This window comes from Xanthomonas sp. AM6 (genome assembly GCF_025665335.1).
Taxonomy (GTDB): Bacteria; Pseudomonadota; Gammaproteobacteria; order Xanthomonadales; family Xanthomonadaceae; genus Xanthomonas_A.
In genome coordinates, this window is sequence record NZ_CP106869.1 from 4,371,571 (window position 1) to 4,384,361 (window position 12,791).

Genomic DNA, 12,791 nt, shown 5'->3' on the forward strand with positions numbered 1-12,791 from the left:
TCCTTCGACATTACGAGACACGCCTTGAAAATCCTCGTCATCGGTTCCGGCGGCCGCGAACACGCCCTGTCCTGGAAGCTCGCCCAATCCCCGCGCGTGGACGCAGTGCTGGTCGCCCCGGGCAACGCCGGCACCGCCACCGAGGCCAAGTGCCGCAACGTGGCGGTCAAGGTCGACGACCTGGACGGCCTGCTGCAACTGGCCCAGGACGAGGCGGTGGCGCTGACCGTGGTCGGCCCGGAAGTGCCGCTGGTGCTGGGCGTGGTCGACCGCTTCCGCGCCGCCGGCCTGCGCATCTTCGGGCCCAGCGCCAAGGCCGCGCAGCTGGAAGGCAGCAAGGCCTTCGCCAAGCAGTTCCTGCAGCGCCACGGCATCCCCACCGCGTTCTACGAAGTGCACACCGAGGTGGACGCGGCGCTGGCCTACGTGCGCGCCAAGGGCGCGCCGATCGTGATCAAGGCCGACGGCCTGGCCGCCGGCAAGGGCGTGATCGTGGCGACGACCCTGGACGAGGCCGAAGCGGCGGTGCGCGACATGCTCTCCGGCAACGCCTTCGGCGACGCCGGCGCGCGCGTGGTGATCGAGGAATTCCTCGACGGCGAGGAAGCCAGCTTCATCTCCATGGTCGATGGCGCCACCGCGCTGCCGATGGCCACCAGCCAGGACCACAAGCGCGTCGGCGACGGCGACACCGGTCCCAACACCGGCGGCATGGGCGCGTATTCGCCGGCGCCGGTGGTCACCCCCGAGGTGCATGCGCGGGTGATGCGCGAAGTGGTGGAGCCGACCGTGCGGGGCATGATCGCCGACGGCGTGCCGTTCACCGGCTTCCTGTACGCCGGGCTGATGATCGACGCCAGCGGCGCGCCCAAGGTGATCGAGTTCAATGTGCGCTTCGGCGACCCGGAGACGCAGCCGGTGATGCTGCGCCTGCAGTCGGACCTGGTGGAGCTGGTCGAGGCGGCGATCGACGGGCAACTGCACGCGATCCAGGCACAGTGGGATCCGCGCCCGTCGCTGGGCGTGGTGCTGGCGGCGGCGCCGTATCCGGACAAGCCGGTGGTCGGCGAGGCGATTTCCGGCCTGGACCAGGTGCCGGCCAGCGCCAAGGTGTTCCATGCCGGCACCGCGCTGGACGCGCAGGGCCGCGTGCTCAGCGCCGGCGGGCGCGTGCTGTGCGTGGCCGCGCTGGGCGACAGCGTGTCCGACGCGCAGCGCAATGCGTATGCCGGCGTGGCGCAGATCCACTGGCCCAGCGAATTCCACCGCAGCGACATCGGCTGGCGCGCCATCGCGCGCGAACGCGGCGCATAGGCGCACAGCCACGTCACTGTGCGCCTTCTGTAGGAGCGGCTTCAGCCGCGACAGGCACGACCGGTAAAGCCGGTCGCGGCTGAAGCCGCTCCTACAGGACAGCATCCGCAGCGCGGATGCTCTAGCCTGTATCGCCATCGGCCTCCGAGGAGATCCCATGGCACTCGCTCCCGCCATCCGCAAGCAGTTCCGCGAACTGGCCGCGCACACCGACGGCATCGACAGCGCGGTCTACGCGAAATACGCCAAGGATCCGCTGGAGCCGATCATCGGGCTCGGCCGCAAGAATGCGCGGCTGTGCTTCTTCGGCCGCGATCCGGGCCGCACCGAGGTCGAATACGGCGAGCCCTTCGTCGGCAGCGGCGGGCAGCTCGTGCGCGAGGCGCTGTACCGGCACCTGCACGACGGCCAGCCGCTGCCGGATTTCGACGCCTCGCTGAAAGTGGGCCGCGACTTCTTCTGGATCAACACCGTGCCGTACAAGCCGCTCGGCAACAAGGCCTGGTCGATGCAGGTGAAGCGGCGTTTCCATCCGCTGATGCGGCAGCTGCTGATCGAACAGTGGCGCGGCCGCGACATCGTCACCCTCGGCCGCGAAGCCTTCCTGTGGTTCGGCATCGACCAGCCCAAGGACGTGCGCGCGCGGCTGGACGCGTTCTGGGCCGACGAGGCGCGCTTCACCGCGAGCACCGAGGTCGAACTACGGACCGAGCGCGGCACGTCGCGGCGCTTCGCCCTGCATCCGCTGCCGCATCCCTCGCCGCTCAACCAGACCTGGTTCAAGCGCTTTCCCGCATTGCTGGACGCGCGCCTGCGCCAGCTGGAGATCTGAGCGGCGCCCGCGCTCGGCCGCAAGGCCGTACCGGGCATGGCGCGCGTTCCGGCAGCCGGCGGCAATACGGCGCGCCACCGTTGCGTTATCGTGTTGCCGTGCCGAAACACTCGATCGAATCGCGCCTCAGCCGCCTGTGGGCCCACGAAAAGGCCAGCTATGGCCTGCGCGTGTTCATCGCCCTGGGCGCGGCGATGGGCGTGTGCTGGCAACAGCAGCAACTGACCGCGCTGCCGGCGATCTTCCTGGGCACCATCGCCAGCGCCATCGCCGAGACCGACGACAACTGGCTGGGCCGGATCAAGTCGGTGCTGCTGTCGCTGCTGTGCTTCGCCGCCGCGGCGGCCGCGGTGGTGCTGCTGTTCCCGTATCCGCTGGCGTTCGTCGCCGGCATGGCGCTGTCCACCTTCGCCCTGACCCTGCTCGGCGCGCTCGGCGAGCGCTACGCCTCCATCGCCCAGGCCACCGTGGCGCTGGCGATCTACGCGATGATCGGCATCGACCATGGCGCCCGCGCCGGCCACGTCGGCGGCAACGCCTGGCACGGCATCGCGCTGTTGCTGCTCGGCGCCGCCTGGTACGGGCTGCTGTCGATCCTGTGGACGCTGCTGTTCGCCAACCGCCCGGTGCGCGAGCGGCTGTCGCGGCTGTTCTTCGAACTGGGCCGCTACCTGCGGCTCAAGGCCGCGCTGTTCGAGCCGGTGCGGCAGAGCGACCTGCACGCGCGGCGGCTGGCGCTGGCCGAGCAGAACGCGCAGGTGGTGGCGGCGCTGAACGCGGCCAAGACCGCGATCATGAGCCGCTTCGGCCGCTCCGGCCGGCCCGGCGTGCAGTCCGGCCTGTACTTCCGGCTGTACTACATGGCGCAGGATTTCCACGAACGCGCCAGCTCCTCGCACTATCCGTACGAAGCGCTGACCGACGCGTTCTTCCACAGCGACGTGCTGTACCGCTGCCAGCGCCTGCTGGCGCTGCAGGGCAAGGCCTGCGCGGCGCTGGGCGAGGCGATCCGCTTGCGCCAGCCGTTCGAGTACGGCGAGCAGACCCAGCAGGCCACCACCGACCTGCGCCAGTCGCTGGACTTCCTGCATGCGCAGGCCGATCCGCGCCAGGCGCGGCTGCTCGGCTCGCTGGAACTGCTGGTCACCAACCTGCAGAGCATCGAGCGGCGGCTGTCAGAATCCGCGCAGTCGGACACCACCAGCGACAACCTCGACACGCGCCTGCGCGATTCCTCGCCGCACACGCTGCGCGAGATGCTGGTGCGCGTCGGCCAGCAGCTCACCCCCGGCTCGGTGCTGTTCCGGCACGGGCTGCGCATGGCGATCGCGCTGGTGGCCGGCTACGCCGTCATGCAGTCGATGCACGCCAGCAACGGCTACTGGATCCTGCTCACCACCGCGTTCGTGTGCCGGCCCAACTACGGCGCCACCCGGCTGCGCCTGGCGCAGCGCATCGCCGGCACCCTGATCGGCCTGGGCGCGACCTGGGCGCTGATGCAGCTGTTCCCCGGCACCGAGCTGCAGCTGCTGTTCGCGCTGTCCGGCGCGCTGCTGTTCTTCGTCACCCGCACCGACCGCTACATGCTGGCCACCGCCGCGATCACGGTGATGGCGCTGTTCTGCTTCAACCTGCTCGGCGACGGCTTCGTGCTGATCTGGCCGCGCCTGCTCGACACCCTGATCGGCTGCGCGATCGCCGCGGCGGCCTCGTTCCTGATCCTGCCCGACTGGCAGGGCCGGCGCCTCAACCAGGTGATGGCGACGGTGCTGGCCAGCTGCGCGCGCTACCTGGCGCAGGTGCTGGAGCAGTACCGCAGCGGCATGCGCGACGACCTGCCCTACCGCATCGCCCGGCGCGACATGCACAACGCCGACGCCGCGCTGTCGGTGGCGCTGTCCAACATGCTGCGCGAACCCGGCCGCTACCGCCGCAACCTGGATGCGGGCTTCCGCTTCCTGGCGCTGTCCAACACCTTGCTCGGCTACCTGTCGGCGCTGGGCGCGCACCGCGCGGCGCTGGCCGGGGAGGCCGACCCGGCCATCGACCGCGCCGGCGGCTACCTGCAGGACGCGCTGGGCGCGATCGCCGAGGCGCTGGTGCAGCGCCGGGCGCTGCCGCCGGCCGACGAATCGGCCGAACTCGCGCTGGCCGATGCGCTGGAACAGGAAGAAGGCGTGGACGAGGCCAAGCGGCGGCTGGTGCGCAACCAGCTGGCGCTGACCCTGCGCCTGCTGCCCAAGCTGCGCGCCGCCGCGCATGCGGTCACCGCTCCGGCAGCGGCGCCAGCGCCGCCTTCCGCGCTGCCGGCCGCACGCTGACGCCCATCCACAGCAGCGCCGCCACCGCCAGCGCCGCGCCGCCGACCACCACCCCGCGCCAGCCGGCGTAGGCGTAGGCCGCGCTGCCCAGGCTGGAGCCGATCGCCCCGCCGATGAAGTAGCAGGTGACGTAGGCCGAGGTGATGCGGTTGCGCGCCTTCGGATCCAGCTGGTAGATCACGCTCTGGTTGCCGATGTGCACGCCCTGCACCGCCACGTCCAGCAGCAGCACGCCGGCGATCAGCAGCCACAGCGAGTGCGGCGCGGCGGCCAGCAGCAGCCACGACAGCAGCAGCATGGCCAGCCCGCCCCAGCCGACCCAGTGCCCGGCGCCGCGGTCGGCGAGCTTGCCCGACAGGTTGGCGGCGAACGCGCCGGCGGCGCCGATCAGGCCGAACAGGCCGATCGTCGCGGTGCCGTAGCCGTAGCCGGGGCCGGACAGCAGGAACGCCAGCGTGGTCCAGAACATGCTGAAGCCGGCGAAGATCAGCCCGCCCAGCACCGCGCGCGAGCGCAGCACCGGCTCGTCGCGCAGCAGCGCCAGCACCGACCCGATCAGGTGCGGATACGACAGCCGCGGGTTGCCCGGGTGCCGCGGCAGCGCGCGCCACAGCAGCGCCGCCACCAGCAGGATCAGCGCCGCCGCCACCCAGTACACGGTGTGCCAGCCGCCGGCACCGGCCAGCAGCCCGGACACAGTGCGCGCCAGCAGGATGCCCAGCAGCAGGCCGCTCATCACCGTGCCGATGACCCGGCCGCGCTCGTGCGGCGCGGCCAGCGTGGCGGCGAACGGCACCAGGGTCTGCGCGGCCACCGAGCTGAGGCCGGTGATGAGGGTGCCGAGCAGCAGCAGCGCGAAGCTGGTCGAGGCGGCGCTGATCAGCAGGCCCACCGCGCTGAGCGCGTACAGCCCCACGATCAGGCTGCGGCGCTCGAAGCGGTCGCCCAGCGGCACCAGCAACAGCAGGCCGGCGGCATAGGCCAGCTGCGCGGTGGTGACCACCGCGCCGGCGCTGCGCACGTCGATCGCGAAGGTCTGCGCCAGCACCTCCAGCAGCGGCTGCGCGTAGTAGTTGCTGGCCACCGCCAGGCCGGTGGCGGCGGCCATCAGCAGCACCAGGCCGCGGTGCATCGGGGGGTGCGGGGAGGTTTCCATGAGCCGGATCCAGGGGAGCGAAGGAATGGCGCCAGTCTGGTCGGGCGCAATCGATCTTTCCAATGTATTGTTTTCACTCCATCCATCTTGTTTGCAGATGCCATGCTGACCCTGCGCCAGCTCGAATTCGCGGTCGCGGTGGCCGAGGAAGGCAGCTTCACCGCCGCCGCGCGCCGCTGCCATACGGTGCAGTCGGCGCTGAGCCACCAGATCGCCAAGATCGAGCAGGCGCTGGGCGCGCGGCTGTTCGAGCGCGGCGCGCGGCAGGTGCGCACCACCGCCGCCGGCGAGGTGTTCCTGCACAACGCCCGCGAGACCCTGCGCGCGGCCGAGCGCCTGCACGAGGAAATGGCGCAGACCCTGGGCACGGTGCGCGGACGCCTGCACATCGGCCAGATCTCCTCGCTGAGCACGGTGCAGGTGCCGGCCCTGCTGCGCCGTTTCCGCCAGGCGCACAGCGCGGTGGACGTGCATCTGCGCACCGGCATGAGCGATGCGCTGCTGCTCGAGCTGGCCGAGGGCCGGCTGGACGTGGCCCTGGTCGGGGTCGGCCCGCACATCGTGCTGCCCGAGCAGCGCCTGCTGCTGCACGAGGAACCGCTGGCGCTGATCGCCGCGCCCGGCAACCGCTTCGCCGCGCGCGCCGAGGTGGCGCTGCACGAACTGGAGGACGCGCCGATGGCCGGACTGATCGCCGGCGCCGGCGTGCGCGGCATCATCGACCGCGCCTTCGCCGAGGCCGGCCTGCGCCAGCGCCTGCAGTACGAGGTCACCCATGCCGATCTGCAGCGGCAGCTGGTGGCCGAGGACCTGGGCCTGGCGATCGTGCCGCAGACCATGGCCGCGGCGATGCACGGCGTGGCGATGATCGCGCTGCGCGAGCGCTTCCGCTTCCTGACCTATGCCACCTGGCGCGCGGACCCGACCCCGGCCGCGCGCGCGCTGATCGCCCTGCTGCGGCAGGGCCGCGCGGGCAGCGACGACACCGGCTAGCCGGAGCCGCATCAAATACACGGCTAGCCTTCCCCGCCCTGCGCCCCTGTAGGAGCGACTTCAGTCGCGACGAACGGAGCAAGACACCATGGTGCCTCTTCCAAAACGGCAACGCTCGCGCGCCCCCCGCAGACAGCACCGCCGACACAGGCCGCATCGCCGCACCGCCTGCCCCGCCGCCCCGCCTCCGCCGCGCAACGAACCTGCTAGGCTGCGCGCGTTCGCAAAGGAGCCTGCATGTCCGGCCACAGCCAGTTCGCCCTGCTCAAACAGCGCCGCTTCCTGCCGTTCTTCGTGGTCCAGGGATTGGGCGCATTCAACGACAACGTGTACCGGCAGGCGATCATCGGCCTGCTGTTCTACCTGGGCGTCACTCCCGAGCAGCGCACGCTGTACACCAACCTGGCGCCGGCGCTGTTCATCCTGCCGTACTTCCTGTTCTCCGCGCTGGCCGGGCAGATCGCCGAGAAGCTGGAGAAATCGCGGCTGGTGGTCATCACCACCACAATGGAGATCGCGATCATGTCGCTGGCCGCGGTCGGCTTCCTGACCGAGAACATGGCGGTGCTGCTGGTCGCGCTGTTCTGCACCGGCCTGCAATCGACCCTGTTCGGCCCGGTGAAGTATTCGATCCTGCCCTCGGTGCTCAAGCCGGAGGAACTGACCGGCGGCAACGGCCTGGTCGAGATGGGCACCTCGATCTCGATCCTGTGCGGCATGATCCTGGGCGGGCTGATCTTCCAGATCGCCGGCAGCCACGGCCCGGTCGCCGCGGCCACCGCGGTGGTCGCGCTGGCGGTCACCGGCAACCTGGTCGCGCGGCTGATCCCGAAGGTCGACGCCGGCGCGCCGGCGCTGAAGATCAACTGGAACCCGCTGCCCGAGTCGCTGGCGATCATGCGCCTGACCCGGCGCCAGCTGGCGGTGCGCAACGCGGTGCTCGGCGTGTCCTGGTTCTGGTTCATCGGCACCGTGCTGACCGCGCAGCTGCCGACCTACGCCGAACTCAACCTCGGCGGCGCGCAGGACCTGTACATCTTCGCGCTGGCGCTGTTCTCGATCGGCACCGGCACCGGCTCGCTGCTGTGCGAGAAGCTGTCCGGGCGCACGGTGGAGATCGGCCTGGTGCCGCTGGGCGCGTTCGGCATCAGCGCGTTCATGCTCGACCTGTATTTCGCCCGCCCCGGCGGCGCGCTGCAGGCCGGGCTGGGCATCGGCCAGTTCGTGCACCAGGCCGGCAGCTGGCGGATCATGCTCGACCTGGTCGGCATCGGCCTGTGCACCGGCCTGTTCGTGGTGCCGCTGTTCGCGCTGATCCAGAGCCGCACGCCCAAGGCCGAGCTGTCGCGGGTCATCGCCGGGCTCAACATCCAGAACTCGATGTTCATCGTCATCGCCGCGATGGTCGGCATCGCGCTGCAGATGCAGCAGCTGACCCTGTTCGGCACCCGCATCCCGATGCCCGGGCTGAGCATCCCGCAGGTGTTCCTGGCGCTGGCCATCGCCAACGCGGTGGTGGCGATCTGGATCTTCAGCATCGTCCCCGAATTCCTGATGCGCTTCCTCAGCTGGGTGATGGTGCGCGCGCTGTACCGGCTGCGCCTGCACGGCATCGAGCGGCACGTGCCCGACGAGGGCGCGGCGCTGATCGTGTGCAACCACGTTAGCTACATGGACGCGCTGGTGCTGGCCGCCTCGATCCCGCGCCCGGTGCGCTTCGTCATGTACTACCGCATCTTCAACATCCCGGTGATGCGCTGGATCTTCCGCACCGCCAAGGCGATCCCGATCGCCGGCGCGCGCGAGGACCCGGCGCTGATGCAGCGCGCCTTCGACGAGATCGACGCGGCGCTGGCCGAGGGCGAACTGGTGTGCATCTTCCCCGAGGGCGCGTTGACCAAGGACGGAGAGATCGCCAAGTTCAAGTCCGGCATGGAGAAGATCGTCGAGCGCCGCGCGGTGCCGGTGCTGCCGATGGCCTTGCGCAACATGTGGACCAGCATGTGGAGCAAGCGCGATTCGCGGCTGCGGCGCATGCGCGTGCCGCGCCGCTTCCGCGCGCACGTGGAGGTGATCGCCGGGCCGCCGGTGCCCGCCGCCGAGGCCAGCGCCGAGCTGCTGGAAGCGCAGGTGCGGCAGCTGCGCGGGGATGCCGCGTGAACCTGCGGGGTGCCTGGAAACGCCGCTTCAGGTAGATTAGGCGCCGGGGAGACGCCTGCATGCTGCGGCGGCGTCCATTTCAGGGGTCGATCAGTGAGTCAGGTTTTGCCACCACCACCGCCCAACGGCGCGGGCATCTACGTCCCCAACAATCTGGTGTGGGCGATCCTGTCCACGCTGTTCTGCTGTCTGCCGCTGGGCGTGGTGTCGATCGTCTACGCCTCGCAGGTGGACGGCAAACGCGCCGCCGGCGATGTCGCCGGCGCCCGCGAGGCCTCGCGCAAGGCCGGTCTGTGGGCGATGTGGTCCGCGCTCGCCGCGCCGATCCTGATCGCCCTGTGGTTCCTGCTGTTCGGCGGCATGGCCATCCTCGGCAGCCTGCTCGAGCAGTGAGCACGCCCGCCTTTTCGTTTTTTTCTCGTTCCACCACGCAACCGGAGTAACACGGATGAATACCACCGCACCGCAAGTGTCCAACAACCTCGTCTGGGCGATCCTGAGCACGCTGTTCTGCTGCCTGCCGCTGGGCATCGTCTCGATCGTGTTCGCCTCGCAGGTCAACACCAAGCTCGCCGCCGGCGACATCACCGGCGCCCGCGAATCGTCGGAGAAGGCCAAGAAGTGGGCGATCTACTCGGTCATCGCCTGGGTCGTGCTGGTCGTGCTGTACCTGATCTTCATCTTCGCCCTGGGCGGCCTGGGCATGATGCAGCAGTCCACCACGTCGTACTGATCGCGCCGGGCCGCCGCTGCCGCGCGCAGCGGCGGTCCTTGCCGATCGCTTGCGTTCCTTTCCGAACACGATGCTTCCGCGCGGCCGCCCCCTGCCCCGCTGGCTGCCGCTGGCCGCGCTGAGCGCCGCCGCCGCGGCGGCGACGCTGGTGCTGCGCCGGGTCGATCCCAACGTGCCGGGCAATCCGTTGCCGGCCTGTCCGTTCTACGCCCTCACCGGGCTGTACTGCCCCGGCTGCGGCAGCACCCGCTGCCTGCATGCGCTGGTGCACCTGGACCTGGCCCACGCGCTGGCCAGCAATCCGCTGCTGGTGGTGGCCCTGCCGCTGCTGGCGATCATGGCGCTCAATGCCGCCGGACTGCGCATGCGCCCGCTGGCGCCGCTGCTGAAGATCCTCGCCGATCCGCGCCTGTGGCTGTGGCTGCTGCTCGGCTACGCCGTGCTGCGCAACCTGCCATGGTTCCCGTTCGTGCTGCTCGCGCCGCATTGAGCGCGACACCGCCATGCCCAACGATGGAGGCCAGGCGGCCACCTCGTCTAGACTCCCTCCCATGCCCAGCGCATAGCCACTCAAGGAGATCCACATGAGCACCGTCAGCCCCGTCACGCCCCCGCCCGCCCCCACGCCCGGCGCGATCCCCAATCACCTGGCCTGGGCGATCATCGCCACGGTGCTCGGCTTCTGCCTGTGCTGCCCGGCGATCATCCCCGGCATCGTCGCGATCGTGTACTCCAGCAAGGTCAACGGCCTGCTCAACCAGGGCGACCTGGAAGGCGCGCGGCGCGCTTCCAACAGCGCCAAGACCTGGTGCTGGGTGACCACCGCGCTGGCCATCATCGGCCTGCTGATCAACATCGGCATGGTCGCCACCGGCGGCATGCAGAGCTACATGGAATACGTGAACCAGATGCAGCAGATGAGCTGACCGGCATGCGCGCCTGGCAACAACGGGCGTGCCTGGGCGCCGGCGCCGCGCTTGCGGCGGCCGGCGCCACGCTGCTGTACCGGTTCGATCCCAACGCCGCGGACAATCCGTTCGCGCCGTGCCTGTTCCACGCGCTGACCGGCTACTACTGCCCCGGCTGCGGCATGACCCGCGCCTTGCACGCCCTGGTGCACCTGGATCCGCTCGGCGCGTTCGCGATGAATCCCGGGGCGATGCTGGGCCTGGCCGTGCTGCCCGGCCTGATCGCATGGAAGGCCGGATGGCGCGCGGCGTGGTTCGCGCCGGTGGTGGCGCTGGTGGCGCGGCCGAACTTCTGGCTGCTGGCGCTGCCCGGCTACTGGATCGCGCGCAACCTGCCGTGGTTCCCGTTCACCCTGCTCGCGCCGGGCTAGCTCACCCAGCCGGCGATCACCAGCAGCGCCAGCACCACCAGCCACAGCAGCAGCACCCGCCAGATCTGGCTCATCGCATCGCGCAGTTCCGGCAGCCGCCGCAGCAGCGGCACCGCCATGCCGGCATCGCTGTAGTCGTGCGCCTCGTCGTCGAGTTCGCCGCGCACGCTGGCGCAGGCCACCGGGCCGAGGAAGCCGCTGTCCAGCTGCCAGCGCTTGCCGCCGGCCGCGCGCCAGGCGCCGAACACGCTCTCGAAATTGCCGACCAGCGCCAGCGAGAAGGTCATCAGCTGCGCCACCGGCCATTCCAGCGCCGCCAGCGCGGTGCGCGCGCCGAGCGCGGTGGCCAGCGGCAGCCGCGGCGCATACGGCCCGACCGCGGCCAGCGCCAGCAGGCGGTAGCCGAGCGCGCCGACCGGCCCCAGCAGCAGGAACCAGAACAGCACCGCGAACCAGCGCCGCAGCGCGCTGAACGCCACCGCCTCGACCAGCCCGGCCGGGTCCTCGCGCAACGGCCCGCCGTCGGCCTGCAGGTGCGCGACGGCGACGCGCCGCGCGGCCACGTCGTCGGCCTCGATCACCGCTTCCACATCGGTATCCAGATCGCGCGGCCCCCAGCTGAAGGCCAGTACCAGGACGCCGAACAGCAAGGCCAGCAGGCCCAGCTGCGGCGCGGCCAGCAACCACTGCAGCAGGCCCATCAGCAGCAGCGCCGGCAGCAGCGCCAGCGCGATGCCGTAGCGGCCGCGCCAGGCGCTGCCCGCGCCGGTGTGCGCATCCAGCCACGACAGCCAGTCGCCGTACGCGTCGAAGCGACGCAGCGAGGCCACCATGCCGGGCGCGACGTGGCCCAGCACCAGCGCAACGATCACAGCGACGAGGGTAGTGAACATGCAGGTCCTCCGGGACCGGTTCTGAAGCGTGCGCGCAGCGGCCGCAGCGCCGGGACGGTGCGCGCCGGCCTAGCCGTGCTCGCCGGCGCGGCGATACCAGTCCGCCACCAGCGCGCGCGCGATGGAAATCCGCGGCGGCAGGCGCAGGCCGTGGCCGTCGTCGGCGCCATCGCCCAGCGTCGCCGCGCGCTCCAGGGCCGCGCCGATCTCGTCGCGCCCGAACCAGCGCGCATCCTCCAGTTCGCCATCCACCTGCGGCGCATCGGGCTCGGCCAGCGCGCGGAAACCGAGCATCAGCGCGCCGGGGAACGGCCACGGCTGCGCGCCGTAGTAGCGGCAGCTGCCGGGGCGGACCCGCACCTGGGTTTCCTCGGCCACTTCGCGCGCCACGGTCTGCTCCAGCGACTCGCCCGGTTCGACGAACCCGGCGATCACCGAATAGCGCCGCGCCGGCCAACTCGCCTGGCGGCCCAGCAGCAGCCGCTGGCCGTCGCTGACCGCGACGATCACCGCCGGATCCACGCGCGGATAGTGCTCGCTGGCGCACTGCGTGCAGGTGCCGAGGAAGCCGCCGCGGCCGAACGCGACGACGCCGCCGCACACGCCGCAGAAGCGGGTGCGCGACTGCCAGTGCAGCATGCCGCGCGCATAGGCGAACAGGCTCGAGGCGGCGGCCGGCCACTCGGCCGCGGCGCGGCGCAGGTCGATGCGCTGCGGCGGGTCGAGCTGGGCATCGAGCGTGGTCGCGGCCAGCGCGAACCAGGCGCTGCCGTCGCGCAGGCCGAGGAAGATCGCCTGCGCGGCGGCGTCGCCCAGCGCCGCGCCGGTCAGCGCCAGCGGCTGGCCCTGCGCGTCGGCGTAGGCGTTGCCGTCGGCATCGAGCAGCAGCAGGCGCGCCTCGGGCCAGGCGCGGCGCAGCGCGTCGGGATCGTTGCGCAACGCATCGGCGCGGTCGATGACCGCGTCGGCGAACACGAAGGAGGGGGAAGTCAGGTCGGACATGCGGCGCAGGGTGCAGGCAAACCGCGCATCCGGCAAGCCGCAGCGTGT

13 protein-coding genes are annotated in these 12,791 nt (G+C 71.1%); 10 read left to right on the forward strand and 3 right to left on the reverse strand.

Annotated features, from left to right (window positions below; all coding sequences use genetic code 11):
* Nucleotides 1-24: 24 nt before the first annotated feature.
* The 3 genes from purD (at nt 25) to yccS (ending at nt 4,467) form a co-directional block, all read left to right on the forward strand.
* Nucleotides 25-1,314, forward strand: coding sequence for a phosphoribosylamine--glycine ligase (purD, locus tag OCJ37_RS18680; RefSeq protein ID WP_263111189.1), 1,290 nt, complete (start codon nt 25-27; stop codon nt 1,312-1,314).
* Nucleotides 1,315-1,471: 157 nt separating this feature from the next.
* A complete protein-coding gene (locus tag OCJ37_RS18685) occupies nt 1,472-2,146 on the forward strand; it encodes a uracil-DNA glycosylase family protein (RefSeq protein WP_263111190.1) in 675 nt (224 codons plus the stop codon).
* Nucleotides 2,147-2,226: 80 nt separating this feature from the next.
* Nucleotides 2,227-4,467 carry a YccS family putative transporter gene (gene yccS / locus OCJ37_RS18690; RefSeq protein WP_263111191.1) on the forward strand — a complete coding sequence of 747 codons (2,241 nt, stop codon included), beginning with the start codon at nt 2,227-2,229 and terminating at the stop codon, nt 4,465-4,467.
* On the opposite strand, the gene OCJ37_RS18695 is transcribed toward yccS, so the two are convergent.
* Complete coding sequence (locus OCJ37_RS18695) at nt 4,412-5,623, reverse strand: MFS transporter (protein ID WP_263111192.1); 1,212 nt, start codon at nt 5,621-5,623, stop codon at nt 4,412-4,414. The two genes, yccS and OCJ37_RS18695, sit on opposite strands and share 56 nt — an antisense overlap.
* A gap of 102 nt (nt 5,624-5,725) precedes the next feature.
* Between OCJ37_RS18695 and OCJ37_RS18700 the strand changes: the two genes are divergently transcribed.
* From OCJ37_RS18700 to OCJ37_RS18730, 7 genes are all read left to right on the forward strand, one after another.
* Nucleotides 5,726-6,616, forward strand: a complete 891-nt coding sequence (locus OCJ37_RS18700) for a LysR substrate-binding domain-containing protein (protein WP_263111193.1) — start codon at nt 5,726-5,728, stop codon at nt 6,614-6,616.
* 237 nt (nt 6,617-6,853) lie between these two features.
* The gene (locus tag OCJ37_RS18705) at nt 6,854-8,776 is read left to right on the forward strand and encodes an MFS transporter (protein WP_263111194.1); all 1,923 of its coding nucleotides are present in this window, start codon (nt 6,854-6,856) and stop codon (nt 8,774-8,776) included.
* 93 nt (nt 8,777-8,869) lie between these two features.
* On the forward strand, nt 8,870-9,169 hold the full coding sequence (locus OCJ37_RS18710; RefSeq protein ID WP_263111195.1) for a CD225/dispanin family protein: 300 nt from the start codon (nt 8,870-8,872) through the stop codon (nt 9,167-9,169).
* Nucleotides 9,170-9,224: 55 nt separating this feature from the next.
* The gene (locus tag OCJ37_RS18715; RefSeq protein WP_263111196.1) at nt 9,225-9,509 is read left to right on the forward strand and encodes a CD225/dispanin family protein; all 285 of its coding nucleotides are present in this window, start codon (nt 9,225-9,227) and stop codon (nt 9,507-9,509) included.
* 70 nt (nt 9,510-9,579) lie between these two features.
* Nucleotides 9,580-9,999 carry a DUF2752 domain-containing protein gene (locus OCJ37_RS18720; protein ID WP_263111197.1) on the forward strand — a complete coding sequence of 140 codons (420 nt, stop codon included), beginning with the start codon at nt 9,580-9,582 and terminating at the stop codon, nt 9,997-9,999.
* A 94-nt stretch (nt 10,000-10,093) separates the two neighbouring features.
* Complete coding sequence (locus OCJ37_RS18725) at nt 10,094-10,435, forward strand: CD225/dispanin family protein (protein ID WP_263111198.1); 342 nt, start codon at nt 10,094-10,096, stop codon at nt 10,433-10,435.
* Nucleotides 10,436-10,440: 5 nt separating this feature from the next.
* Nucleotides 10,441-10,848 carry a DUF2752 domain-containing protein gene (locus OCJ37_RS18730; RefSeq protein ID WP_263111199.1) on the forward strand — a complete coding sequence of 136 codons (408 nt, stop codon included), beginning with the start codon at nt 10,441-10,443 and terminating at the stop codon, nt 10,846-10,848.
* Here the strand turns inward: OCJ37_RS18730 and OCJ37_RS18735 are convergent.
* Both OCJ37_RS18735 and nudC read right to left on the reverse strand, forming a co-directional pair.
* Complete coding sequence (locus OCJ37_RS18735; RefSeq protein ID WP_263111200.1) at nt 10,845-11,741, reverse strand: hypothetical protein; 897 nt, start codon at nt 11,739-11,741, stop codon at nt 10,845-10,847. The two genes, OCJ37_RS18730 and OCJ37_RS18735, sit on opposite strands and share 4 nt — an antisense overlap.
* Before the next feature lie 69 nt (nt 11,742-11,810).
* Nucleotides 11,811-12,743, reverse strand: coding sequence for an NAD(+) diphosphatase (nudC, locus tag OCJ37_RS18740; RefSeq protein ID WP_263111201.1), 933 nt, complete (start codon nt 12,741-12,743; stop codon nt 11,811-11,813).
* Between the last annotated feature and the right edge of the window lie 48 nt (nt 12,744-12,791).